At 72.0% G+C, this 24,225-nt stretch carries 24 protein-coding genes; 9 read left to right on the top strand and 15 right to left on the bottom strand.

Going from position 1 to position 24,225, the window contains the following annotated elements:
• Positions 1-15 precede the first annotated feature (15 nt).
• The 4 genes from ACZ32T_RS02090 to glnII all read right to left on the bottom strand — a co-directional run bounded on the left by ACZ32T_RS02090 (position 16) and on the right by glnII (position 4,108).
• Positions 16-663 (bottom strand): LuxR C-terminal-related transcriptional regulator, encoded by a 648-nt coding sequence (locus ACZ32T_RS02090; protein ID WP_467364877.1) that lies wholly within the window; start codon positions 661-663, stop codon positions 16-18.
• Positions 648-1,913 (bottom strand): sensor histidine kinase, encoded by a 1,266-nt coding sequence (locus tag ACZ32T_RS02085; protein WP_467271759.1) that lies wholly within the window; start codon positions 1,911-1,913, stop codon positions 648-650. The genes ACZ32T_RS02090 and ACZ32T_RS02085 overlap by 16 nt, the downstream gene beginning before the upstream one ends.
• Positions 1,914-2,094: 181 nt before the next feature.
• Entirely contained in the window at positions 2,095-2,715 is a 621-nt protein-coding gene (locus ACZ32T_RS02080) for a winged helix-turn-helix domain-containing protein (RefSeq protein WP_467271761.1), read from the bottom strand.
• 358 nt (positions 2,716-3,073) lie between these two features.
• A complete protein-coding gene (gene glnII / locus ACZ32T_RS02075; RefSeq protein WP_393766253.1) occupies positions 3,074-4,108 on the bottom strand; it encodes a glutamine synthetase in 1,035 nt (344 codons plus the stop codon).
• Positions 4,109-4,313: 205 nt separating this feature from the next.
• Here glnII and ACZ32T_RS02070 point away from each other — a divergent pair, with 205 nt between their 5' ends.
• On the top strand, positions 4,314-5,237 hold the full coding sequence (locus ACZ32T_RS02070; RefSeq protein WP_467364875.1) for a Gfo/Idh/MocA family protein: 924 nt from the start codon (positions 4,314-4,316) through the stop codon (positions 5,235-5,237).
• 96 nt (positions 5,238-5,333) lie between these two features.
• A complete protein-coding gene (locus tag ACZ32T_RS02065) occupies positions 5,334-5,585 on the top strand; it encodes a hypothetical protein (protein ID WP_467364873.1) in 252 nt (83 codons plus the stop codon).
• Positions 5,586-5,625: 40 nt separating this feature from the next.
• Here the strand turns inward: ACZ32T_RS02065 and ACZ32T_RS02060 are convergent, their stop codons facing one another.
• The gene (locus tag ACZ32T_RS02060) at positions 5,626-5,985 is read right to left on the bottom strand and encodes an arsenate reductase family protein (RefSeq protein WP_467271769.1); all 360 of its coding nucleotides are present in this window, start codon (positions 5,983-5,985) and stop codon (positions 5,626-5,628) included.
• A 118-nt stretch (positions 5,986-6,103) separates the two neighbouring features.
• Between ACZ32T_RS02060 and ACZ32T_RS02055 the strand changes: the two genes are divergently transcribed.
• The 4 genes from ACZ32T_RS02055 (at position 6,104) to ACZ32T_RS02040 (ending at position 10,251) form a co-directional block, all read left to right on the top strand.
• Positions 6,104-6,385 (top strand): hypothetical protein, encoded by a 282-nt coding sequence (locus tag ACZ32T_RS02055; RefSeq protein WP_467364871.1) that lies wholly within the window; start codon positions 6,104-6,106, stop codon positions 6,383-6,385.
• Positions 6,386-6,654: 269 nt separating this feature from the next.
• A complete protein-coding gene (locus tag ACZ32T_RS02050; protein ID WP_467271772.1) occupies positions 6,655-7,518 on the top strand; it encodes a HalD/BesD family halogenase in 864 nt (287 codons plus the stop codon).
• Between the two features lie 51 nt (positions 7,519-7,569).
• Positions 7,570-8,376 carry a class I SAM-dependent methyltransferase gene (locus ACZ32T_RS02045; RefSeq protein WP_467364869.1) on the top strand — a complete coding sequence of 269 codons (807 nt, stop codon included), beginning with the start codon at positions 7,570-7,572 and terminating at the stop codon, positions 8,374-8,376.
• Positions 8,377-8,502: 126 nt separating this feature from the next.
• The gene (locus ACZ32T_RS02040; protein ID WP_467364867.1) at positions 8,503-10,251 is read left to right on the top strand and encodes a choline/carnitine O-acyltransferase; all 1,749 of its coding nucleotides are present in this window, start codon (positions 8,503-8,505) and stop codon (positions 10,249-10,251) included.
• Positions 10,252-10,365: 114 nt separating this feature from the next.
• Here the strand turns inward: ACZ32T_RS02040 and glnA are convergent, their stop codons facing one another.
• Entirely contained in the window at positions 10,366-11,775 is a 1,410-nt protein-coding gene (glnA, locus tag ACZ32T_RS02035; RefSeq protein ID WP_356707367.1) for a type I glutamate--ammonia ligase, read from the bottom strand.
• A gap of 222 nt (positions 11,776-11,997) precedes the next feature.
• On the opposite strand from glnA, the gene ACZ32T_RS02030 reads away from it, so the two are divergent.
• Positions 11,998-12,465 (top strand): RDD family protein, encoded by a 468-nt coding sequence (locus ACZ32T_RS02030; RefSeq protein ID WP_467271779.1) that lies wholly within the window; start codon positions 11,998-12,000, stop codon positions 12,463-12,465.
• An 81-nt stretch (positions 12,466-12,546) separates the two neighbouring features.
• Here the strand turns inward: ACZ32T_RS02030 and ACZ32T_RS02025 are convergent, their stop codons facing one another.
• The 4 genes from ACZ32T_RS02025 to lipB all read right to left on the bottom strand — a co-directional run bounded on the left by ACZ32T_RS02025 (position 12,547) and on the right by lipB (position 15,644).
• Positions 12,547-13,254: a DUF4191 domain-containing protein gene (locus ACZ32T_RS02025; RefSeq protein WP_356707365.1), complete on the bottom strand. Its 708-nt coding sequence runs from the start codon at positions 13,252-13,254 to the stop codon at positions 12,547-12,549.
• A 30-nt stretch (positions 13,255-13,284) separates the two neighbouring features.
• Positions 13,285-13,485, bottom strand: a complete 201-nt coding sequence (locus ACZ32T_RS02020; protein WP_356707364.1) for an SCO2195 family GlnR-regulated protein — start codon at positions 13,483-13,485, stop codon at positions 13,285-13,287.
• Positions 13,486-13,754: 269 nt separating this feature from the next.
• Positions 13,755-14,723 (bottom strand): lipoyl synthase, encoded by a 969-nt coding sequence (gene lipA, locus ACZ32T_RS02015; protein WP_467271782.1) that lies wholly within the window; start codon positions 14,721-14,723, stop codon positions 13,755-13,757.
• Between the two features lie 111 nt (positions 14,724-14,834).
• Positions 14,835-15,644 carry a lipoyl(octanoyl) transferase LipB gene (lipB, locus tag ACZ32T_RS02010; RefSeq protein ID WP_405661678.1) on the bottom strand — a complete coding sequence of 270 codons (810 nt, stop codon included), beginning with the start codon at positions 15,642-15,644 and terminating at the stop codon, positions 14,835-14,837.
• A 310-nt stretch (positions 15,645-15,954) separates the two neighbouring features.
• Between lipB and ACZ32T_RS02005 the strand changes: the two genes are divergently transcribed.
• Complete coding sequence (locus ACZ32T_RS02005; protein WP_467271787.1) at positions 15,955-17,577, top strand: regulator; 1,623 nt, start codon at positions 15,955-15,957, stop codon at positions 17,575-17,577.
• Between the two features lie 8 nt (positions 17,578-17,585).
• On the opposite strand, the gene ACZ32T_RS02000 is transcribed toward ACZ32T_RS02005, so the two are convergent.
• Positions 17,586-18,893: an NAD(P)/FAD-dependent oxidoreductase gene (locus ACZ32T_RS02000; RefSeq protein WP_467271789.1), complete on the bottom strand. Its 1,308-nt coding sequence runs from the start codon at positions 18,891-18,893 to the stop codon at positions 17,586-17,588.
• Positions 18,894-19,078: 185 nt separating this feature from the next.
• On the bottom strand, positions 19,079-19,978 hold the full coding sequence (locus tag ACZ32T_RS01995) for a TIGR01777 family oxidoreductase (RefSeq protein ID WP_467271791.1): 900 nt from the start codon (positions 19,976-19,978) through the stop codon (positions 19,079-19,081).
• 76 nt (positions 19,979-20,054) lie between these two features.
• On the opposite strand from ACZ32T_RS01995, the gene ACZ32T_RS01990 reads away from it, so the two are divergent.
• A complete protein-coding gene (locus ACZ32T_RS01990) occupies positions 20,055-20,582 on the top strand; it encodes a GNAT family N-acetyltransferase (protein WP_467271793.1) in 528 nt (175 codons plus the stop codon).
• Positions 20,583-20,604: 22 nt separating this feature from the next.
• Here ACZ32T_RS01990 and ACZ32T_RS01985 read toward each other — a convergent pair whose 3' ends face one another.
• The 3 genes from ACZ32T_RS01985 to ACZ32T_RS01975 form a co-directional block, all read right to left on the bottom strand.
• On the bottom strand, positions 20,605-21,126 hold the full coding sequence (locus ACZ32T_RS01985; protein WP_467271855.1) for a DUF4240 domain-containing protein: 522 nt from the start codon (positions 21,124-21,126) through the stop codon (positions 20,605-20,607).
• A gap of 83 nt (positions 21,127-21,209) precedes the next feature.
• On the bottom strand, positions 21,210-22,175 hold the full coding sequence (locus tag ACZ32T_RS01980; protein WP_467364865.1) for a helix-turn-helix transcriptional regulator: 966 nt from the start codon (positions 22,173-22,175) through the stop codon (positions 21,210-21,212).
• A 75-nt stretch (positions 22,176-22,250) separates the two neighbouring features.
• Positions 22,251-23,909, bottom strand: a complete 1,659-nt coding sequence (locus ACZ32T_RS01975; protein ID WP_467364863.1) for a glycosyltransferase family 2 protein — start codon at positions 23,907-23,909, stop codon at positions 22,251-22,253.
• Between the last annotated feature and the right edge of the window lie 316 nt (positions 23,910-24,225).

Below are 24,225 nucleotides of genomic sequence, written 5' to 3'. Positions count from 1 at the left end.
CGCCGGCCGTGCGGGTCAGCCCCGGTCGAGGTAGGCCAGGACCGCGAGCACGCGCCGGTTGTCGTCGTCCGAGACGGGAAGGCCGAGCTTGCCGAAGATGTTCGAGGTGTGCTTGGCCACCGCCCGCTCCGTGACCACCATCTGCGACGCGATCGCCACGTTCGAACGGCCCTGCGCCATCAGCTCCATGACCTCACGCTCCCGGGGCGTCAGGCCGCCCATCGGCTCGTCCGCCGAACGCCGCGACAGAAGTTGCGAGATGACCTGCGGATCCATCGCCGTACCCCCCGCGGCGACCCGCCGCACGGCGTCGATGAACTGGTCGGCGTCGAACACCCGGTCCTTCAGCAGATAGCCGATGCCGCCGTTGCCGTCGGCCAGCAGCTCCCGTGCGTACAACTGCTCCACGTGCTGCGACAGGACGAGGACCGGAAGCCCGGGTCTGCGGCGGCGGGCGGCCAGCGCGCACTGGAGGCCCTCGTCCGTGTGGGACGGCGGGAGCCGGACGTCGACGACGGCGACGTCCGGCTCCAGCTCGGCCAGGGCCTTGGTCAGTTCGGGTCCGGACTCGACCGCCGCCGCGATCTCGAAATCGTAGGCTTCCAGCATGCGCACGAGGCCGTCGCGGAGCAGGAAGAGATCTTCGGCTAGGACAACGCGCAAGGGATCTCCATGGTCACCATGGTGGGACCGCCCGCAGGACTGCTGACGGCCAGGACGCCGTCGAATGTACCCAGCCGGCGTTCGACTCCGCTCAGTCCCGAGCCCGTTCCGACGGTCGCCCCGCCCTTGCCGTTGTCCGTGACGGAGATCCGCAGCATGCCCTCGGAGTGGTGCGTGTCCACCCAGAGCCGGTCGGCGCCGGAGTGCTTCACCGCGTTCGTCAGGATCTCGCTCACCGCGAAGTACGCCGCCGACTCGACCGGCGGCTCCGCCCGGCCGCCGAGCTCCACGGTGACCTCCGACGCGACCGGCAGCCGCAGGGCCAGCGCCTTCACGGCGTCCCCGAGCCCGCGTTCGGCGAGCACCGGCGGGTGGATGCCCCGTACGAGGTCACGCAGCTCGGTCAGGGCCTCCGCGGAGGACGTACGGGCCATCGCCAGCAGCTTCTTCGCCTCCGCCGGATCCTTCTCGATGAGCGCCTCGATGGTGCCGAGGTTCATGCCCATGGCGACCAGCCGGGCCTGCGCCCCGTCGTGCAGGTCCCGCTCGATGCGCCGCAGTTCGGACGCCGCCGTGTCCACGGCCTCGTGCCGGGTCTCGGTGAGCCGGTCGATGCGCTGCGCGAGCTCCTCCGGGGTGGGCGAGAGCGCCGACCGGGCGAGCACGAAGTGCAGGCGCAGCAGGGGCTTGCTCGCGAACAGCCCGACATGGAAGACCAGGACGCCGAGCGCGGCGGCGGCCAGGCCCGTCATCTGGCTGTCCACCGGCACGAATCCGTACCAGTACGCGCTGTCCTCGAACACCCGCCACAGTCCCGCCGCCAGGACGAGCCCTTCCAGCGGCCAGACCAGCAGGGCGAAGCTGAGGACCAGCAGGAAGTACCCCGCCGTCACGTCGATCAGCAGCCACCGGAGATCCCGCCAGGTGGCGGGGTCCTTCAGCAGCAGAGTGGTGCGCTCGACCTGCCCGGTGAAGCCGGGGCGCACGTCCTTCGGGAACGGCCGGTAGGGAACCGGGATGCGGATGTCCGACCAGCTCGCCGCGAGCAGCCGGCGCCGGTTGGCGTGCCTGCGCACGGCTTCCATGACCCACGGCGTGGTGACCAGTCCCACCCCGAGCAGGACGAGGGTGACCGAGAGGACCGACAGGACGAGGAGGATGACGGAGCCCACGATGCTCGTGAAGGAGAGGACGAACGCCCGCCCTGCGGTGAGCATCGCGGTCCGTACCCGGCTCTGTGCCGACTTCATGGTGGTGTCTCCCCTCGCCGGGTCCCCATCGGATCCCGTTCGGCACCAGTCTCGCCTGTGCGCAAGGGGCGCCGTCAGCCGTTCCGACACCCGGCCGGGGGTGTACCTGGCACCACCATCACCACGGTGGGGGGCCCCGGGGAAGGGGGAACCCGGGGCCTCCTGTACGAGCTGTGTGCGATCAGGGAGTGTACTTGTAGCCCACGCGCCGCACGGTCTGGATCGACCGGCGGTGCTCGGCGCCCAGCTTGCGGCGCAGCCGGGCGACGTGGACGTCGACGGTGCGCCCGTCGCCCACGTGCCCGTAACCCCAGACCGTCGTCACCAGCTGGTCCCGGGTGTGCACCCGGTGCGGGTGAGCCACCAGGTGTGCCAGCAACTCGAACTCCAGGTACGTGAGATCGAGGGCGACGCCGTCCACGGCGGCGGTGCGCCGCGTCGGGTCGATCCGCACGGGGCCGGCCGGGGCGTCGGTCACCGCCGGCTCCGGAACGAACGCCCCGTTCCGGGCGGAGGCCACGGCCCCGGCCAGAGCGGGCTGCTGGTCGGCGGGCACGAGCACCAGGTAACCGACCATCGGAGGCCGCCCCGGCAGGGCCGGCAGCGTGTGCTGGGGCGCGGGCAGCCAGGTGGCGCCCGGCGGCAGGAAGCCGGCGACGTCCGAGAGCTCGACGACCTCGTCACGGTCGACGGCACGCAGCCGGTGCCGGCTGGGGGAGAGGGTGTTGCGGGCGTTGGTGGTGGCCGCGGCGGGCACCGCGGTGGCGGCGGAAGCGGTGGAGAAGGTACGGGTGTTCGCCATGAGGGTCAGCTCTTTCGCGCGAGGAGTCGTCCAGGACGTACGTCGTGCGCGCGGGCCGAAGGCCGGGGTGATGCGGCTTTAGAGGGCCTGCGCGTTCCACGCGCGGCAACACACCCGGTCGAAGTCATGGTGCTGACGGGAGGGCCAGAACGGCTCGAGGTCGCTGCGACCCGACGCGGTGTGCTGGAAGCTGGCCATGTCCCCATTGAAGCAGAGATTGCGGCCGCGCAGGAGGGTCCTCCCACCCGTCGGGACGGGCCCCCCGTGTCGGCTTGCTCACGCTTCCCTCCCGCACCGGCCGGGTACGCCGAAGGGGCGCCCGCGAGCGGACGCCCCTTCGTGCCGTACCGGTGACGGATCAGACCTGGCCGGCCTTCTCCAGCGCGGTGCAGCAGGTGTCGACGATCAGCCGCGTGACCACGTACGGGTCGACGTTGGCGTTCGGGCGACGGTCCTCGATGTAGCCCTTCTGGTCCTGCTCGACCTGCCACGGGATACGGACCGAGGCACCGCGGTTGGAGACGCCGTAGCTGTACTCGTTCCACGGGGCGGTCTCGTGCAGGCCGGTCAGACGGTCGTCGATGCCCGCGCCGTAGTTCTTGACGTGGTCCATCGGCTTCGAGCCCTCACCGAGCGACTCCGCCGCGGTGATGATCGCCTCGTAGCCCTCGCGCATCGCCTTCGTGGAGAAGTTGGTGTGCGCGCCCGCGCCGTTCCAGTCGCCCTTGACCGGCTTCGGGTCCAGGGTCGCGGAGACGTTGAAGTCCTCGGCGGTGCGGTAGAGCAGCCAACGGGCGATCCACAGGTGGTCGGAGACCTCCAGCGGCGAGACGGGGCCGACCTGGAACTCCCACTGGCCGGGCATGACCTCGGCGTTGATGCCGGAGATCGCGAGGCCCGCCTTCAGGCAGTTGTCCAGGTGCTTCTCGACGATCTCGCGTCCGAAGATCTCGTCGGAGCCCACACCGCAGTAGTAGCCGCCCTGCGCGGCCGGGAAGCCGCCCTCGGGGAAGCCGAGCGGACGGTGTCCGTCGAAGAAGGTGTACTCCTGCTCGATGCCGAAGATCGGCTCCTGGCCCGCGAACTGCTCGGCGACCGGACGCAGCGAGGCACGGGTGTTGGACTCGTGCGGAGTCATGTCGATGTGGAAGACCTCGCACAGGACGAGGATGTCGTCACCGCCGCGGATCGGGTCCGGACACGCGAAGACCGGCTTCAGGACCCGGTCGGAGGCGTGGCCCTCGGCCTGGTTGGTGCTCGAACCGTCGAAGCCCCAGATGGGCAGGTCCGCCACGGCCTTCGAAGGGCTGCCGGCCATGATCTTCGTCTTGGAGCGAAGCTTGGCGGTCGGCTCGGTGCCGTCGATCCAGATGTACTCAGCCTTGAACGTCACGGACGCCATCCTTTGCGGGTGCTGCGGTCTATGGTGCGCAGCTTCGCAAGGCGCGATTTCCCGACCGTTGCCCGAATGTGAACCCCGTGTTACCGAGGTTTCGCGTAGGCACGCGACGCCAGGTCCCCGCCGCCCGGTGCCGTCTCACCCAGCGGCGTACTGGATACGTTCCGCGCCGGCGGCCCGGCCCGGGCAGACTGTCGGCATGACCACACACCCGGATTCCGCCGCGCCGCTGCGGGTCGGCCTCGTCGGGGCGGGCCCCTGGGCACGCCTCACCCACGCGCCCGCCCTCGCCGCCCACCCCGCCGCCGTGCTGAGCGGCGTATGGGGGCGCCGCCCCGAAGCGGCGGACGCGCTCGCCGCCGCCCACGGCACCGAGGCGTACACCGGCGAGGCGGGCATCGACGCGCTCCTTGCCGAGAGCGACGCGGTGGCGTTCGCCGTGCCGCCGGACGTCCAGGCGCCCCTGGCCGTACGCGCCGCCCAGGCCGGCTGCCACCTCCTGCTGGACAAGCCGGTCGCCACCACCGTGGCGGGCGCGCGCGAGGTCGCCGACGCCGCCGGGCGTGCCCGGGTCGCCTCCGTGGTCTTCTGCACCCTGCGGTTCGCCGAGGGCACGGCCGGGTGGATCGCCGAACAGGCCGCGGTGGGCGGCTGGTTCACGGCACGTGCCCAGTGGCTCGCCGCTCTCTACGCCCCGGGCACCGGCAACGAGTTCGCCGCCTCGCCCTGGCGCCGCGAGAAGGGCGGCCTCTGGGACTGCGGCCCGCACGCCCTGTCGGTCCTGGTCCCGGTCCTGGGCGACGTGACCGAGGTGGTCGCGGCCCGGGGTCCGTCCGACGCCACGCATCTGCTCCTGCGCCACACCTCCGGGGCGTCCAGCACGGTGACACTCGCCCTGGACGCGCCGGAGGCCGCGGCCGGCACCGAGGTCGAGTTCCGGGGCGAGCGGGGGGTGTCGGCCCTGCCCCCGGGCGGCGGCGACGCGCTCGGCGCGTTCGCGGCGGCCGTGGACGCGCTGGCCGACGCGGCGCGTACGGGGGTGGCGCACCCCTGCGACGTACGGTTCGGGCTGCGGCTCACCGAGGTGCTCGCCCGGGCGGAGGAGGCGGTGGGGCGGGCCTGACCCGCTCGTGACCTCCCTGGATCGGGCACGGGCGGGTGGCTATGGTGTCGAAGGGCCGGACCGCACGGCGAACAGACCACGCGACAGGGGGGCACGGTGTCCGGCAAGGGCTACCGCGACTACGACTTCGACCACCTTCCGGACGGTGCGGCAGCCGCTCTGGGCATCCTCGTCCTCCTGGCCCTGGTGCTCGTGTTCGCCGGGCTCTTCTGGATCGGACGCCGGAAGAGGAAGAGCCCCGAGGAGAGGGCGCGGGCCGCGGCGGGCAGGGCGAGCCGCGGGCGCCAGGCCGATTACCGCAAGCGCCGTGTGGCACTGCAGAAGCGGGCCGACCGGCGCGATTCCTGAGGGACAGGAGACATGTGCGACGGGCCGGCCGAAGGCTTCCTCAGCGCCCCAGCGCGTCCCTGACCGCATCGTCCGTCCGCGCCACCACGGCCGAACCGTCCTGCGCGGTGATGATCGGGCGCTGGATCAGCTTCGGGTGGCCGGCCAGCGCCTCGATCCACCGCTCGCGCGAACCGGCGTCCCGCGCCCACTCCTTGACACCGAGCTCCTTCGCCTCCGGCTCCTGGGTCCGGGTGATGTCCCACGGCTCCAGCCCGAGCCGGCCGAGCACGGCCCGGATCTCCTCGGGCGAGGGCACGTCCTCCAGATAGCGGCGGACCGTGTAGTCGGCGCCCTCCGCGTCGAGCAGGCTGATCGCGCTGCGGCATTTGGAACAGGCGGGATTGATCCAGATCTCCATGGGGCCCAGGGTACGGGAGGGGCCCCGAAAACCCCTCTGGCCAGGGGCGATTGTCAGTGGGGGGCAGTAGAATAGGGGGAGTTCGTGAGGGTTCCACCACCGTGCCAGGAGGTTGCCGATGGCCGTCGCCACAGTCACGACCGAGCCGCTCCACAAGCCGCTCCACAAGCCGCTGCGGAAGAAGCCGCTCCCCGCGGGCCGGCCCCGTGAGTGGTATGTATCGCACAACCGCCGCCTGAAGGCCATGCGCCTGGCGATAGCCCTGCTCGACACCGGGGTGTACCAGCCGTCGAGCGCCGACAACGCCCGCATCCGCGCGGCGGCCGACCGCCTCGCCATCCACCCGCCGTCCGACACCACCTGCCGCATGGTCCGCGCCCTGATCCGCTACGGCCGCTGACCCGGCCCGTCCGTGCCTCCGAGGATCCGGGGGCACGGACGGCGGTCCCGGCCTTTCTCGACGGGCCCGAGGGCGTGCCGACTTCGACGCGCGCCCCTTCATCCGCCTGGACCGGAGGGAACCCCCGGGCGCGGCCGGAAAGCGCCTCTGGCCACCGTGGGCGCTCTCCGGAAGTGTGACGTGTCACAGACAACGCAACCGGGCTGTGGGAACTTCAACTCTGTTACCCGCCAGTTGAGTTACCGACGCCCACGCGTGAGAGGGTCGTTATGAGCACTCTGCAAGCCGTCACGCTCGATCAGGTGGTCGACACGGACCATTACCCCTTGTCGGACCCCGGGTGCCCACAGGCCCGCGCCGTCGTCGCGCGGGCGCGGCGCGAACTGGCCGAGGCCGGGTGCACCGTACTGCCGGACTTCGTCCGGCCCTCGCTCCAGGAGGTCCTGCGGCAGGAGTGCGCCGCCCTCGCCCCGCACGCGTACTTCGACGTCGAGACGGTCAACGTCTACAACATCGACGTGGACGCGGACCTGCCCGATGACCACCCCGGCCGGCGCACCTTCGAGCGCGGCAACGCGTTCGTCGCCCGCGACCACATCCCCGTGGACTCCCTCATCGGCAGGCTCTACGCCCACGAGTCCTTCCAGCGCTTCGTCGCCGACTGCTTCGGACTGCCCCGCCTGTACGAACTCGCCGACCCGCTCTCCGGGCTGGTGCTCAACGTCGTACGGCCGGGCATGGAGCACCCCTGGCACTTCGACACCAACGAGTACACGGTCAGCATGCTGACCCAGGAGGCCCGGGAGGGCGGATCGTTCGAGTACTGCCCGAACATCAGGTCCGCCGACGACGAGCGTTTCGACGACGTCCGGGACGTCCTGGACGGCAAGGGCACACCGGAGCGCCTGCCCCTGCGGCCGGGTGACCTCCAGCTGTTCAAGGGCCGCTACTCGCTGCACCGGGTCAGCCCCGTCCGGGGCGGCCTCGCGCGCCACAGCGCGATCTTCGCCTACAGCGAGCGCCCCGGCGTCATCGGCAGCGTGTCGCGCACCCGGCAGCTCTTCGGCCGCGTACTGCCCGAACACCTGAGGGCGGAAGGCCGGGCCGTACGGGGTGACCAGCTCCTGGACTAGGGCACGGCGAACGGTTCAGGCACTGCCACGCGCCCCACCGAGGAGAACCCCTTGCGTCTCGACGCGTCCGGAAAAGTCTCGCTGGACCACATCTACACCGCGCCCGACCCCCGCACCTACTTCCAGGTGCTCCGCCCGCTCGGCTACTGCGTGCCCCAACTGGCCAAGCCCTGGTTCGACAAGCTCGTCAAGGAGTACCGGGAGACGGAACAGGTCACCGTCCCCCGCGTGCTGGACATCGGCTGCTCGTACGGGATCAACGCCGCCCTGCTCAAGTACGACGCCACGATGGACGAGCTGTACGCGCGCTACGACGGCAGCGGCCCCGCCACCCGCGCCGGGCTGCTGGAGCGCGACCGCGACCTCTCCCGCTCCCGCAGCCCCGCGCGGGCCCTGCGCTTCACCGGCCTGGACGCCTCCACCGAGGCCCTGGCCTACGCCCACGAAGCCGGATTCCTCGACGCCACCGTCAACGCCGACCTGGAGGCGGACGACCCCACCCCCGCACAGCGCGACCTGCTCGCCGGGACGGACCTGGTGATCTCGACGGGCTGCATCGGCTACGTCACCGAGCGCACCCTCACCCGTGTCGTCGAGGCGCAGGACGGCCGCCTCCCCTGGATGGCGCACTTCGTGCTGCGGATGTTCCCCTTCGACCCCGTCGGGAAAGCCTTGGAGGAGCTGGGTTACCGCACGACCCGGGTCGACGGGGTCTTCAGGCAGCGGCGTTTCGCGGGCCCGGAGGAACGGCAGGGCGTCCTGGACGGTCTCGCCGAGGCCGGTGTGGACGCGAGCGGGCTGGAGGAGGACGGCTGGCTCTACGCCCAGCTCCATCTCTCCAGGCCGCGGCACCGGTAGACCTCCTCGTCCCCACTCACCGAACTCACCGAACTCACCGAACTCACCGAGAAGAGAGCCGCATTGAACGTCAGTCAGGAAGCAGCAGCCGGCGCGACCTTCGCCCGTGAAGGAAGCCTTCCGCGCGTGCCGCTGCCCACGCTCGAGGCGAGCTGCGAGAGGTTCCTCGCCTGGTGCGCCCCACTGCTGACCGCCGAGGAGCGGGCCGCGACGGAGTCCGAGGTCGCCGCCTTCCTGCGGCCCGGCGGCCCCGGCCGGACGCTGCACGCGGCGCTGGAGGAGTACGACGCCACGGAGGGTGTGCACAGCTGGCTCGACACCTTCTGGCCGTACCGCTACCTCGGCCGCCGGGACCGGATCGCGCTCAACGCCAACTTCTTCTTCCTGTTCCAGGACACCGGGCAGGGGCAGCTCGACCGGGCGGCCGGGCTTGTCGCGGGCGCGCTGCACTACAAGCGGCGGCTCGACGAAGGGCTGATCGCGCCGGTGGAGCAGCGGGGCGTTCCCCAGTCCATGGTGCAGAACACGTACCTCTTCTCCACGACCCGCATCCCCGGGGTGCCGCTGGACACGGTGCGCGCCCCGTACAGCGAACAGGCACCCGGGCCGTCCACGGCCCGGCACATCGTCGTGTTCTTCCGGGGCACCATGTTCCGGCTGGACGTGCTCGGCCCCGACGGTGTGCCGCACAGCCTCGACGAGATCGAGGCCGGGCTGCGCGCCGTCACCAAGGCCGACGTCCACACGCCCGAGGAGGAGCGGGCCGGGCACCTCACCACCATGGCGCGCGCCGAGTGGGCGGCCACCCGGGCGTCCCTCGTCGACGGCCACCCCGGCAACGCCCGCACGCTGGACGACATCGAGACCGCGCTCTTCTGCGTCTGCCTGGAGGACTTCGCACCCGAGGACACCCAGACGGCCTGCGACGAACTGCTGTACGGGGACCGGGGCAACCGCTGGTTCGACAAGGCCGTCTCCTTCGTCGTCCACGCGGACGGCCGGGCCGGCATCAACGTCGAACACTGCGAGCTGGACGGGACGACCATCCTCAGCTTCACCGACGCCCTGCTCGGCACCCCGCCGGACGAGCACTCCCGCCTCTCCGGGGCGCGCCCCCAGGGCGTGCCGGCCCCGCGTCCCCTGGCCTTCGAACTGGACGCGTCCCAGCGGGCGCGGGTGCGCGCCGCGGCCGAGGAGTTCGCCGCGTACGGCGACGCCACCGCCACCCGCACCGTTTCGTTCGAGGACTTCGGCAGTACGGCGGCCAAAGCGCTCGGGGTGTCCCCGGACGCCTTCGTCCAGGTCGCGTACCAGCTGGCCCACCAGCGGGCCAAGGGCCACCTGGGAGCCACGTACGAGTCCATCGCCACCCGGCAGTACCGCCACGGCCGCACCGAGGCCATGCGCGTGGTCACCCCCGGGATGTCCGCCTTCGTCGCGACGATGGACGACCCGACGGCCGGCCGCGACGCCCGCCGCGCCGCGTTCCGGGCCGCCGCCGGGGCCCATGTGGCGCGGGCGAAGGAGTGCCAGGCGGGCGAGGCCCCCGAGCAGCACCTCTGGGAGCTCGAACTGATCCAGCGCCGCCGCGGCGACGAACTGGGAGTGCGCGAGCAGCCCGCCCTCTACCGCTCCCCGGGCTGGCTCACCATGCGCGACGACTACCTGAGCACGAGCTCGGCGCCGTCCGAGAACATCCAGTACTTCGGCTTCGGCTCCACGAGCAGCCGCTGCATCGGCGTCGCCTACGTCCTGCTGCCGGACCGCTTCAACCTCTACCTGAGCACCCCGCGGGCGGTGGCCGGCCAGATGCACGCCTTCGCGGACCACCTCCGCGAGGCGGTCGCGGAACTGCGCGTACTGCTGGCGGACTGACCGGGGAAGCGCACCGGCCGCCGGAGCGCTTCCGGTATGCCGCACGAGCGAGGGCCGCCACCCCCGGCCGGGGAGCAGCGGCCCTCGCTCATGTTCCTGCGTACCGCGGTGTGCCTAGAGGTCGAAGTACAGCTCGAACTCGTGCGGGTGCGGGCGCAGCTGGATCGGGGCGATCTCGTGGGTGCGCTTGTAGTCGATCCACGTCTCGATCAGGTCGGGCGTGAAGACGCCGCCGGCCTGGAGGTACTCGTGGTCGGCCTCGAGCGCGTCGAGGACCGCCGGGAGCGAGGTCGGGACCTGCTGCACGCTCGCGTGCTCCTCGGGCGCCAGCTCGTAGAGGTCCTTGTCGATCGGCTCCGGCGGCTCGATCTTGTTCTTCACGCCGTCCAGGCCGGCCATCAGCAGGGCCGAGAACGCCAGGTACGGGTTGGAGGACGGGTCGGGGGCGCGGAACTCGACGCGCTTCGCCTTCGGGTTGGATCCCGTGATCGGGATGCGCATCGCGGCGGAGCGGTTGCGCTGCGAGTACACCATGTTGACCGGCGCCTCGAAGCCCGGGACCAGACGGTGGTAGGAGTTCACCGTCGGGTTGGTGAAGGCCAGCAGCGACGGAGCGTGCTTCAGGATGCCGCCGATGTAGTAGCGCGCCATGTCCGAGAGGCCCGCGTAGCCCTGCTCGTCGTAGAACAGCGGGGAGCCGCCGGACCACAGGGACTGGTGGACGTGCATGCCCGAGCCGTTGTCACCGAAGATCGGCTTCGGCATGAAGGTCGCGGTCTTGCCGTTGCGCCAGGCGACGTTCTTCACGATGTACTTGAAGAGCATCAGGTCGTCGGCCGCGGCGAGCAGCGTGTTGAACTTGTAGTTGATCTCGGCCTGGCCGGCGGTGCCGACCTCGTGGTGCTGGCGCTCGACCTGGAGGCCGTTCTTGTCCAGCTCCATGGAGATCTCGGCGCGCAGGTCGGCGAAGTGGTCGACCGGCGGCGTCGGGAAGTAGCCGCCCTTGTAGCGGACCTTGTAACCGCGGTTGTTCTCGACCGCACCGGTGTTCCAGGCGCCCGCCTCGGAGTCGATGTGGTAGAAGCTCTCGTTCGCCGACGTCTGGAAGCGGACGTTGTCGAAGACGTAGAACTCCGCCTCGGGGCCGAAGTACGCCGTGTCGGCGATGCCGGTCGAGGCGAGGTAGGCCTCGGCCTTCTTGGCCACGTTCCGCGGGTCACGGCTGTACTGCTCGCCGGTGATCGGGTCATGGATGAAGAAGTTGACGTTCACCGTCTTGTCGCGGCGGAACGGGTCGACACGGGCCGTGGACAGGTCCGCACGGAGCGCCATGTCCGACTCGTGGATGGCCTGGAAGCCGCGGATCGACGAGCCGTCGAAAGCCAGTTCCTCGGCCGGGTCGAAGGTCGCTGCGGGAATCGTGAAGTGCTGCATCACACCCGGCAGGTCGCAGAACCGGACGTCGATGAACTTGACGTCGTTGTCGGCGATGTACTTCTGGACTTCGTCGGCGTTCTGGAACATCCAACTCCTCCTACTCCCGACCCGGGAAAGGGCGGGGTTGCAGCTCGTTTGTGTGGCCAGTGCGGTGGCACACGCTGGACCCGACCATAGGCAGACAGGATTTCTCCAGCATGACCCAATTGTTTCGCACAAGTTAACCAGGCGGGCTGTGAGCGGCACCTCAACGACGTGTTCCGTGCCCCGCCAGGTCGGGTGCGGGGGCGGGCGCAGTACCGTGGTCGGGTGGACAACAGGCAAGCAATCGGATCGTGGCTCTCGGGGCCGCGCGCGGCGGCCGAGGAGATGGGCGCCGACTTCGGTTACCGGGGCGAGCGCCTCGGTCTGCCCCAGGAAGGCCCGGGGTCCGTCGCCCCGCTGGGCCGACGCTTCGGGGCCCTCTTCATCGACTGGGCCGTGTGCATGGTGATCGCATACGGCCTGCTCGCTCGCGGTGACCAGCAGTCGGCGGGGAACTGGGCGCTCGGCGTCTTCCTCGTCATGAGCTTCCTGACGGTCGGAACCGTCGGTTCCACCCCGGGCAAGCGGATTCTGGGCCTGCGGGTCATCGCCGAGGACGGCGGACGGCTCGGCGTCGTGCGGGTCGTCGTGCGGAGCGTGCTGCTCCTCCTGGTGATCCCGGCCATCGTCTGGGACCGCGACAGCCGCGGCCTCCACGACCGGCTCGCCCGTGCCGTCCAGGTCCGCATCTGAGACGTACGGAGCCACACACACGAAGAAGAGCGGCCCCGGGCGGTGTACGCGTCCGGGGCCGCTCTTCTTCGTCGTGCTCGGTCAGCGCATCTTTCCGCCGCGCGGCATCCGCATGCCCTTCGGCATCGGGCCCTTGGGCAGCGGCATGTTGCTCATCAGATCGCCCATCGCCCGGAGCCGGTCGTTGGCGGCGGTCACCTGCGGGCCGGTCAGGACCCGCGGGAGCTTCAGCATCGTGGTACGCACCTTCTTCAGCGGCACCTGGCCCTCGCCGTCGCCGACGATGATGTCGTGCACCGGCACGTCCACGACGATGCGGGCCATCCGCTTCTTCTCGGCCGCCAGCAGGCTCTTCACCCGGTTCGGGTTGCCCTCCGCCACCAGGACGATGCCGGCCTTGCCGACCGCCCGGTGGACGACGTCCTGGCTGCGGTTCATCGCGACGGCCGGGGTCGTGGTCCAGCCACGGCCGACCCGGTCCAGCACCGCCGCCGCCGCGCCGGGCTGTCCCTCCATCTGACCGAAGGCCGCACGCTCGGCACGCCGTCCGAAGATGATCGCCATCGCGAGGAAGGCCAGGACGAAGCCCAGGATGCCCGCGTAGACCGGGTGACCGATCAGGAAACCGATGGCGAGGATGACACCGAAGGTGACGATTCCCACACCCGCGACGACAAGACCCACCTTGGGGTCCGACCGCCTGGTCATCTTGTAGGTCAGGGCGATCTGCTTGAGCCGCCCCGCGTTCTCGGCGCTGTCCGCGCCGTCAGTGTTTGCCTTCCTCGCCATGTACGGAAGTTTACGTGGCGCGGGAGTGACCTAGGAACGGTGGTCGGCCACAGCCTTCAGCACATGCTCCGCCTCGACCCGGTCCTGCGCCCTGCGGCGGTCCTCCAGGACGGCCGTCCAGGCGTTGCGGCGGGCGGTGCGCTGGCCGCCGCTCATCAGCAGGGACTCGACTGCGCGGAGTGCGGTGGTGACGGTCGGGATGGCGTTGGCTCGTACCGGTGCGGCGTGCATCGTGGGTGTTCCCCCTCGGAGCGGATGCGCGCGCCCGGCGCGCACTGAGTAGCGGGAAGCAATGACGACGGCGGCTGCGGAGCCACCGCGTATGTACCTAGGGTCACTGCTCGGTGTTACCAGTGCATGACCGGTCGGTCAAACACCAATGAAACTCTGATTTCGGCGGCGCGCACGCCGACGCGGCCCATACGGGCCCCCGGCCTGCGGGGGACGTACGGACCGCGTCTTTGCGGGTATTGACGCTCAGTAGCTTCTTGTGCGCCGATTCACACGGCGGGCGCGGCCGCGGCGGTCGCGCCGCGCCGCTCCATCGCCTGCTGGAAGAGGCGTCCCGCGCGGTACGAGGAGCGCACCAGCGGCCCGGACATGACGCCCGAGTAACCGATCGCGTCGGCCTCGTCCTTCAGCTCCACGAACTCGTGCGGCTTCACCCAGCGCTCGACCGGATGGTGCCGCGCGGAAGGCCGGAGGTACTGCGTAATCGTGATGAGCTCGCAACCCGCGTCGTACAGGTCCTGGAGCGCCTCGCTGACTTCCTCGCGGGTCTCGCCCATGCCGAGGATCAGGTTGGACTTCGTCACCAGGCCGGCCTCCCGGGCCCGCGTGATGACCTCGAGGGAGCGCTCGTAACGGAAGCCGGGCCGGATCCGCTTGAAGATCCGCGGCACCGTCTCGACGTTGTGCGCGAGCACCTGCGGGCGCGAGGAGAAGACCTCGGCGAGCTGAGCGGGCTCCGCGTTGAAGTCGGGGATGAGCAGCTCCACCTTCGTGGCGCCGCCCTCCCGTCCCGCGGTCTGGGCGTGGATCTGGCGCACGGTCTCCGCGTACAGCCACGCGCCGCCGTCGTCCAGGTCGTCGCGTGCGACGCCGGTGATCGTGGCGTAGTTCAGGTCCATCGTCACGACGGACTCGCCCACGCGGCGGGGCTCGTCGCGGTCCAGCGCCTGCGGCTTGCCCGTGTCGATCTGGCAGAAGTCGCAGCGCCGGGTGCACTGGTCGCCGCCGATGAGGAACGTCGCCTCGCGGTCCTCCCAGCACTCGTAGATGTTCGGACAGCCGGCCTCCTGGCACACCGTGTGCAGACCCTCGCCCTTCACGAGCGCCTGCATCTTCGTGTACTCGGGGCCCATCTTCGCCCGGGTTTTGATCCACTCGGGCTTGCGCTCGATGGGGGTCTGGCTGTTTCGGACCTCCAGGCGCAGCATCTTGCGCCCGTCGGGTGCGACACCGGACACTCCGGCACCCCTTTGCTTTCGCTGCATTGGATTCTTCGGCGAACACCAGGGTACGCCCGTGGTTAGAACGGCCTTGCGTCTGGCCAACCTGTGGCCGACGGGGCCTATTCCCTACGCCGAGGCGGCCGGTTCCTTCGGCGCGAGGACGCGGGGCGCGAGCTCCGCGTTCTCCAGGACGTCCCGCAGGTGCCTCTCGGCGACCGGGAGGACGTCGTCGATGGTGATCTCGCGGCCGAGTTCGTACGAGAGCGAGGTCACGCCCGCGTCCCGGATCCCGCACGGCACGATCCGGTCGAACGAGGTGTTGTCCGGGTTCACGTTCAGGGAGAAGCCGTGCATGGTGACGCCCTTGGCGACCCGGATGCCGATCGCGGCCAGCTTGCGGTCCTCGCGGCGCTGTCCGGCGTTCGAGGGCGCGTACTCCGGGCCGTTCAGCCGGGGGTCGAACTCCTCGTCGTGCAGCCGGGGGTCGAAGTCGAGGGAGAGCCCGCCGAGCGAGGGGCGGTCCTCGACCGGGTCGCCGAGGACCCAGACACCGCTGCGGCCCTCGACCCGGCTGGTCTCCACGCCGAACTCGGCGGCCGTGCGGATCAGGGCGTCCTCCAGGCGGCGGACGTGCGCCACCACGTCCACCGGGCGGGGGAGCTTGAGGATCGGGTAGCCGATGAGCTGTCCCGGCCCGTGCCAGGTGATCTTCCCGCCGCGGTCGACATCGATGACCGGGGTGCCGTCGAGCGGCCGCTCGCTCTCGGTGGTGCGCCGCCCCGCCGTGTAGACGGACGGGTGCTCGAGGAGCAGGCAGGTGTCGGGGACGGTGTCCTCGAACCTGGCGGCGTGCACCTCGCGCTGCTTCTGCCAGGCCTCCTGGTAGTCGACCCGCTCCTCGCCGAATCCCAGACGGACGAACCGCAGCTCACTCACTCGGGTGCCTCCCTACTCGCGGTGCCGGAGGGCCGGGGGGTGTCCCCGGAGTCACGGCACCATCCGTGTGCGCCCTGAGCCACTGTACGACCGCTCCCGAACACCGGGTCCGGCAGGTTACGGACGGGGTGCTTCCCGTCAGCGATCCGTTAATCCTCACACGATCGGATGAACGTGGAGCGAAGGCCGCTGGCGCCGCCGCCGGGCCGGTTAAGTTCGCGCCGTTCCATAACGGGCTCGCCCGCTCCCATCGTGGGGGAGCCCGTAAGGGCTGCCCGCCCGGCGCCGAAGGCAGGAGACCTTACAGCTGATGTCGGAACGACCTCCGCAGCGCACCCCGAACCGGCGGCTCGCTGCTCTCATCGCGGAGGCCGGGTTCTCCCATGCGGGCTTGGCCCGCCGGGTGGACCAGCTCGGCCTCGAACACGGGCTCGACCTGCGATACGACAAGACCTCGGTGACCCGCTGGCTCCGCGGCCAGCAGCCCCGGGGCACCACCCCCGCACTGATCGCCGAGGTCTTCACCAGACGGCTCGGACGCCGGCTCTCCGCGCAGGACCTGGGCCTGGACGCGTGTGCGCCCGTCTACGCCGGACTGGAGTTCGCGGCCACGCCCGCCGAGGCCGTCGACATCGTCAGCGGGCTCTGGCGCAAGGATTCGGGCAGCCATGCGGAGCTGCGCAAGATCGCCTTCACCCCCGCCGGGCTGGTCGTCCCCAGCAGGGACTGGCTGATCGGGCGGGCCGACGAATGGGTCGGCCGGGGCGAACCCCAGGAGCGTGCCAACGCCGCCACCGGCCTGCCCGCCCCCCGCACGCCCGCCGACGGCCGGGGGGACCGGCCCCCGCAGGGGCTCCAGCAGGCCCACAGAGCCCTCCAGACGCCCGGCGTCCCCGGCCCGGTGTACGGGGCGGGGGCCCACGGCGCACGGGCCGGCGCCGGCCGTGGCCCCGTCCCCTCCCGCCCGCCCGCTCCCGTGGCACCGCTCCTGGGCGTCCCGCGCCAGCGGCAGACCGACCGCGGCGCCGGCCAGCGGGTCGGCAGCGGCGACGTCGCCGCCCTGCGCTCGGTGGGCGAGCTCTTCCGCACCCTGGACAACGCCTACGGCGGCGGCCACGCCAGGCAGGCCCTCGTCCGGTACCTGGAGCACGAGGCCGAGCCCATGCTCCGCGGGAGCTACGGCGAGGCGCTGGGCCGCCGGCTGTTCTCCGCCGCGGCCGACCTGACCCGGCTCGCGGGATGGACCTCGTACGACATCGCGGCGCACGGCCTCGCCCAGCGCTACTTCGTCCAGGCACTGCGGCTCGCCCAGGCCGCCGGGGACCGGGCGTACGGCGCCTACGTCCTGATCACGATGAGCCGGCAGGCGGTCTATCTCGGGCACGGCAGGGAAGCCGTCCAGCTCGCGCGCGTCGCCCAGCAGGGCATCGGCTCCTCCGCGCCGCCCGTCGTCATGGCCCTGCTGCACTCGGTCGAGGCGCGCGGACACGGCGTCCTCGGGGAGAACAGGCAGTGCGTCGCCGCCCTGGTCCGCGCGGAACGCGCGCTGGGGGTCTCCCGGCCCGGGGACGACGTGCCGCACTGGGCCCGCTACTTCGACGAGGCGCAGCTCGCCGACGAGTTCGCTCACTGCCACCGTGATCTGCAGCAGTACCGCGTCTCCGCCCAGCACGCCGAGCGGTCGCTCCAACTGCGCGCGCCGGCGTATGCCCGGAGCCGGCTGTTCTGCCGGGTGGTACTGGCCTCGGCACGGCTCGGGCTCGGGGAGCTGGACCAGGCGTGCCTGCTGGGCGCCGAGGCGGCCCAGCAGGCCGCGGAGATGCGGTCGGTGCGCGCGACGGAGTACGTACGGGACTTCGAGCGCCGCCTGGAGCCGTACCGCGATGCCGTCGCCGTCCGGGGTTACCGCGACCGGGTCGCGGCGCTGGGCTGACCGGCGGTCTACGCGGCGGTGGGCAGCACCGCCCCGTCCGCACCCTGCCGGCGCACCCCCAGGTCCGCGAGGACTGCCGAGGCGGCGCGCCTGCCGGAGCGCAGCGCGCCCTGGACCGTGCTGGTGTCGCGGTGGTCGCCGCAGACGTACAGCCCGGCGAGCAGCCGGACCGGCCGGCGCGGGTCGTGCGGCGGCGGCATGGCGGGGACCGCCTCGGGGTCGTGGTGGGCGGCCAGCAGCTCCCAGTCGTCGGTGGACGTGCCGTAGAGCGTGGCCAGGTGCGCGCGCACCTCTCCGTCGAGGTCCCGCGGCGGGGAGCCGAGCACCGTGGAGGTGATCAGGGCCCGGCCGCGCGGGGCGCGCGAGGGGTCGACCTCGCTCATCACGGCGGTGTGCGCGACCGGGCCCGAGCGGTCCGCGTCCAGCAGCAGCCGGCCCCCGGTCGCCGGTGGCTCCCCGGTGGTGTGGTGCAGCACGGTCACCGGGTGGAAGGCGGGCGTCCGCAGCCCCGGCAGCAGTTCGGCGGCGGCCCCCGCGCCGGTGGCCAGCAGGAGCGACCGGCAGCTGAGCTCGCCGTGCTCCTTGGTGCGTACGGAGGTGATGTCCGCCGCGGTCACGTGCACCCCGGTGCGTACGGTCCCGGGCGGCAGGGCGGCCGCCAGCAGGTCGGGCAGCGTCGCGGAGCCGCCCGCGGGCACACAGAGCCGTCCGCGCGCGTAGTCCCGGAGGGCGAGGTCGGCCATGCGGCTGGACGTGGTGAGCCCGGGGTCGCCGAGCAGCGCCGAGAGGAGGGGCCGCAGGAACCCGCCGACCGTGCGGGGCGGGAGGCCGGACAGCACCTCGGACGCGGCCCTGTCGGGCCTGGCGAGGATCCGGGACTCCGGAGCGGTGGCGAGCCGGGCAAGCCAGGCGCCGAGCCTGGCCTGCTCGATCGCCCCGCCCAGGGGCGCGTGAGGAGCGCTCGACCGGGAGCGCACCGCTCGGAGTGCGCCCCTCGCGCTCCGTACGTCCCCGGCGCGGTACCGCCGCCCCCCGCTGTGGACGAGCACCCCCGGGGCGAAGTCCCGCAGCACCAGGCCTTCGAGCCCCGGGGCGGTGCTCAGCTCCGGATACGCGGAACTGAGCAGCGGGCCCAGATGGTCGAGCCTGAACCCGTCCATGTCATGGGTGGCCATCCGGCCGCCCACCCGTGAGGCGGCCTCGAGGACGCTGACGCCCACCCCCGCGCCGATGAGCTGGTGGGCCGCCGACAGGCCGGCGATCCCGGCCCCGATGATGACCACATCCGCGTGGTCCGCTGTGTGTGCCCCGATCACGTGCCCCTCCCCGAGTCGGTGCGACTTGTGGGGAGGTATTGCCCCCAACAGGCCCCCGGAATGCCCGAGTTCGGGTCGAGGCTAGGTGTATGGCCGAGAGAGGAGCAGTCGCGCGCACCCCGGGCACCGGTGCACGGGGTCGCACGGCGGCCGGCTGCGGGGCCCGGGGGAGCGCCGGGCCGTGGTCAGCGCAGTGCGGCGCGGATGGCGTCGTCGATGCCGGGGAAGGCGAACGCGAAGCCCGAGTCGAGAAGTTGGCCGGGCAGCACCCGCTGGCTGGCCAGGACGTCCCCGGAGAACTCCCCGAGCGCGGCCTTCAGTGCGGGCGCCGGGGCGGTGAACAGGGTCGGGCGCCGCAGCACCCGCCCCATGGCGGCCGTCACCTCGCCGTTGGTGACGGGGGAGGGACCCGTCAGATTCACCGGACCCGACAGCGCCTCGGTGTCCAGGATGTGCCGCAGCGCCGCGATGTGGTCGTGCAGCGCGATGAAGCTCCAGTACTGCCGGCCGTTCCCCATGCGCCCGCCGAGCCCCGCCTTGAACAGCGGGAAGAGCCGCCCCCAGGCTCCGCCCCGCCGGGAGACGACCAGACCGGTCCGCGCGTGGACCGTGCGCACGCCCGCCTCCTCGGCGGGAGCCGTCGCCTCCTCCCACTCCACGCAGACGGACGGCAGGAAGCCCTCGCCGGGCGGCGCGCCCTCGTCGACGGCACGGTCGCCGGTGTCGCCGTAGAAGCCGATGGCCGACCCGGACAGCAGCACCTTCGGCGGGGCGTCCAGCGAGGCCACCGCCTCCGCGACGGCCGCCGTGCCCAGCACCCGGCTGTCACGGATCTCCCGCTTGTACGCCTCCGTCCACCGGTGGTCGCCCACCCCCGCCCCCGCGAGGTGGACGACCGCGTCGCAGCCCACCAGGCCCGCCGCGTCGACGTACTGGCGCTTCGGGTCCCACTCCACCTCGTCACCGGTCGCGGCCGGGCGGCGCACCATGCGCACCACCTCGTGCCCGTCGGCACGCAGCGAGCGCACGAGCGCCGCTCCGATGAGTCCGGTCGATCCGGTGACGGCGATTCGGGAACGCAGCATGCCGTCCATCCTGCCCCATGCGCACCCGGTCACGCGGTAGTCGGACGGGCCGGACGCGCATGGCACAGTTGCACGCATGTCCGTGCCACGATTTCGGTCCCTCGCGCCCGTCCGTCCCGCCGTCCCCGAGGACGGGACCGCCCTCGGCGAGCTCGACCGGGCCACCTGGTCGACCCTCCACGCCGTGCAGCCGAGGCCGCAGCCGCCGTACGAGCCCTTCTTCGACGCGCGTCACCTGCCCGGCGAACACCTCGTCGTCGAGGCGGTCACCGGCACGGACGAGGTGAGCATGGCCGGCTACATCCGGCTGGCCCGCCCGACCCCGCTCGCCTGCAACGCGCACGTCCGCCAGATACAGGGCCTCGTCGTCGCCGACTGGGCACGGCGCCGGGGCGTCGCACGGGCGCTGCTGCGCGCCTCGTACGCCGAGGCGCGGCGGCAGGGCGCCGGACGGCTCACGCTGCGGGTGCTCGGCCACAACACGGCCGCGCAGGCGCTCTACGCCTCCGAGGGCTTCGCCGTCGAGGGCGTCCTGCCCGGCGAGTTCTTCCTGGGCGGGCGGTATGTCGACGACGTCCTGATGGGCCGCTCACTGACGGCGTGAACCCCGGACGCCCGTCCGGGGCTCAGACCGGGCCGAAGCGTTCCCAGAGGGCCGGGTAGCGCTCCGCCAGCGCCGTGTCGTCGTCGAAGCCGAAAGGCGTGCCCACCGGTTCCGCCGCCTGTGCCGGCAGCCCCAGGTCGGGAGCGACGACGCCGGTGAGCTGCTCGTACGCCTCGTCGGCGGCGTAACCGAGCTCCTCGCCGTCCCCGTCGAGCTCCTCGTCGAAGTCCTCCAGCAGCTCGGCCAGACTGTCCGGGTCGTGCACCGCCCCCTCGAAGACCTCGCGGCCCTGCGCGATCAGCCAGCAGCGGAAGTAGTCGAAGGCGTCGTCGCTCGCCCCGCCGAGCAGCACGGCCGCCGCGCCCCACAGGTCCCAGCGGTACGCGCGGTTGTAGCGGGCCTCGAAGTGCCTGGCGAAGTCCAGCACGGAGTCGGGATCGAGCCGCACCAGCCGCTCGACGAGCAGGTCGGCGTGGTCCTCGGGGTCGCCCTCGGCGGCCTCGCGGGTGCTGTCGATGATCTCCCAGAACTCCGTCTCGTCCATCACGGGTCCAGCATCTGCCCCGGCGGCGGGCGACGCACGCCCAGACACCGAATTGAAGCCTTCGACGTCACTTCCGGGCCACTTCAGCGATAGAGGTCGCGCAGGCGTTCGGCGGTATCGGCAAAGCGTTCGCGCAGGGCGGCGGGTGCCAGGACCTCCACCTCGGGCCCGAGGGACAGCAGCTGGCCGTACGCCACCTCGGCGGACTCCACCGGCAGGACCACCGTGCGCCGGCCCTCCGAGTCCGGCGCGGCGGCCCCGGCCAGGGCCTCGTCCACGGCCGCCCGGTCCATGGCGTGCGGCAGCCGTCGTACACCCGCCTCCGAGAGCCGCACGGTCACCTCGGTACGCAGGATCGACCGCGCGAACTGTGCGGCCCGGTCCTCCCAGAAGCGCGGCAGGTCGAAGTCCTCGTCCCGCACGAAGCGGGTCTCCGAGACGGCGACGGCGGCGAACCGGTCGATCCGGTAGACGCGGAAGTCCTCCCCGGCCCGGGCGCACAGATACCAGACCCCGGCCTTCAGGACGAGCCCGTACGGCGCCAGCTCCCGCTCCACCTCGCCCGAGGGGCGTCCGTAGCGCGCCCGGACCAGCCGGTCGTCCCAGACGGCCTCCGCGACGGCGGGCAGCAGCTGAGGAGTGGCCGGTTCGTGGTACCAGCCGGGGGCGTCCAGATGGAAGCGCTGCGCGACGGTGCGCGAGGCGTCCCGGAGCGAGGGAAGCAGGGCCGCCGAGACCTTCAGCCGGGCGGCCGAGGCGGCGTCGTCGAGCCCCATCTCGCGCAGGGCGGAGGGCAGCCCGGACAGGAAGAGCGCCTCGGCCTCATGGCGGGCCAGCCCGGTGAGCCGCGTCCGGTAGCCGCCCACGAGCCGGTAGCCGCCCGCCCGGCCGCGGTCGGCGTACACGGGCACGCCCGCCTCCGAGAGCGCCTGGGCGTCCCGTGTGACGGTGCGCTCCGAGACCTCCAGCTCCTCGGCCAGCTGGGCGGCGGTCATGGAGGGCCGGGACTGCAGGAGCAGCACCATCTTGATGAGCCGGGCAGCACGCATGCGGCCATTGTGCGGGCCGGCGCCGCACCTCCACAGGGAGCCCGGGCCATGGAGGCGCGGCGCGGGGACACGGGCTCAGCGCCGGGCAGCCATCGCGCGCAGGCCGCGCCAGGTCCGGCCGAGCGGGCGGCGCGCCGGTGCCGGGATGTGCACGGTCCATCTGCGCGGCGGGAGGGCGTCCATGCGGTGGTAGAACTCGTCCACGTCGACGGCGAGCGTGCGCCCGGCGGTCCAGTAGGGAACGACGCCGACGGCTCCGGGCCCGACCCGGGTGGCTCCGGCAGCGGTGAGCTCACCGCGCCGGTCGCCTTCGATCCGGACGCTCCTGCCCACGCCGAGCAGCTGCAGCGAGCCCCGCACGTCGTAGACCCCGCGCTGCAGCGGGCCGCCCCCGGCCGCCGTGAGCGGGTCGATCTCCAGCTCGCCCCGGACGACCAGCCGGCGCCGCCCAGGGCCTGCGGGGACGAGGGCCGCCCTGAGGTCGCAGGCCGGGAACCAGCCCATGGGGCGCTTGCGGTCCTTCAGGAGGACGTGGGCGGACGCCGCGCGCAAGGGGTCGCCGATCTCCCACTCCGTGACGGCCGGGTTCCCCTCCAGCAGCCGGGGATCGAGCAGCAGGCGCCCGTCGCGCTCCACCATCACCACCGGCGTGCCGTCCGCGTGCGTCATCTCCATCCGGAGAGGGGCGGTCAGCCTGCCGTCCCGCCAGCGCAGCCGGCCCACATCGGCCCGTGCCCGCAGGGTGCGGGTGCGCTCGGCCAGGGCGCGCAGACCGTCGAGGCGGCCGTCCTCCAGGAGCGTCGCGCGCAGCCGCTGCACGGCCGGGAGCCCTTCCCGTACGCCGGGGGAGAACTCGTCCGCGACGAGCTGCCGGACCGTCTCGAACCGGGATCGCACGTCCAGGGCGGAACTGAGCACCCGGGGCTCGCTCACCTGGTGGAGGATCTCCACACGGTAGGTGCGGCGCAGCAGCGCGTCGCGCTCGGGGCCCGGTTCCGTGCCGGCCTTCAGGGCCTGGACGACCTGGCGGAGATTGCCGAAGTAGCCCTTGACGTCGATCGGGGCGCTGCTGTTGTTGCCCCTGTCCTCGCGGCGCATCCAGTAGTAACAGGGGTGGTCGGCCAGCACGGAGACCCGCTCGGTGGCGACGTAGGCGCGGGCCATGAACAGCTGGTCCTCCAGCCGGCATCTGCCCTCGGGAAACGTGATGCCGTTCTCCAGGAGGAAGGACCGCCGGAACATCTTGTGCGGGGTGAGCGAATCCATCAGCGAGTGGTCGCGCACCGAGCAGCGGTCGATGGTCCGGGCGAACACGGTACTGGGCGGCTGCATGGTCCCCACGACCTTGCCCAGCACGATGTCCGACCCGTTCTTCGTGCCCAGGGCGCACAGCCGCTCCAGGGCCTCCTCACCCAGCTCGTCGTCCTGGTCCACGAACTGGATGAACTCGCCCCTGCTGCTCGCCACCCCCACGTTGCGCGGCTTGCCCGGCCAGCCCGAGTTCTCCTGGTGGATGACGCGGACGTGCGCGTGGGCGGCGGCGAGCCGGTCCAGGCGCTCCCCGGAGTCGTCGGTCGATCCGTCGTCGACATAGAGGACCTCGTAACGGTCGGGCCCGATGCTCTGCCGGAGCAGGGACGGGGCGCACGACTCGATGTAGTGCGAGGCGTTGTAGATCGGAACGACGATCGTGGCCCGCAGCGTGTGCGGTGCGAGCTTTTCGGCAGTGGTCATACTGCGTCCCCTCAAGGCCGTGCCGGGGGGTAGTGGGGGATACCCGGCCCAATCGCACGAAACGGTACTCGGTAGATATACCCGTATGAGCCCATAAATCGCCGCTCAGGGGACAGATCTGTGCCGTCCGGTTCCCCCCGGAAGCCGACCCGTCGCCCGAGAGGCGTAGGACTCGCCCTCCTAGACCGCCGAACACCGCCCCGCGTTGCGCGGAAGCTCGGATTCATCCCCTCACGTTATTGATTCGTTGTGCCGGGCTTCATGCGACGGACGTGTGCTCGCGGTAGGGGCACGGTGCGCGAACGACCGCAGGGCG

This window comes from Streptomyces sp. NPDC023573 (assembly GCF_055559735.1).
Note: the sequence above shows the minus strand (reverse complement) of the source record. Positions and strands in the feature narration are given on the sequence as shown.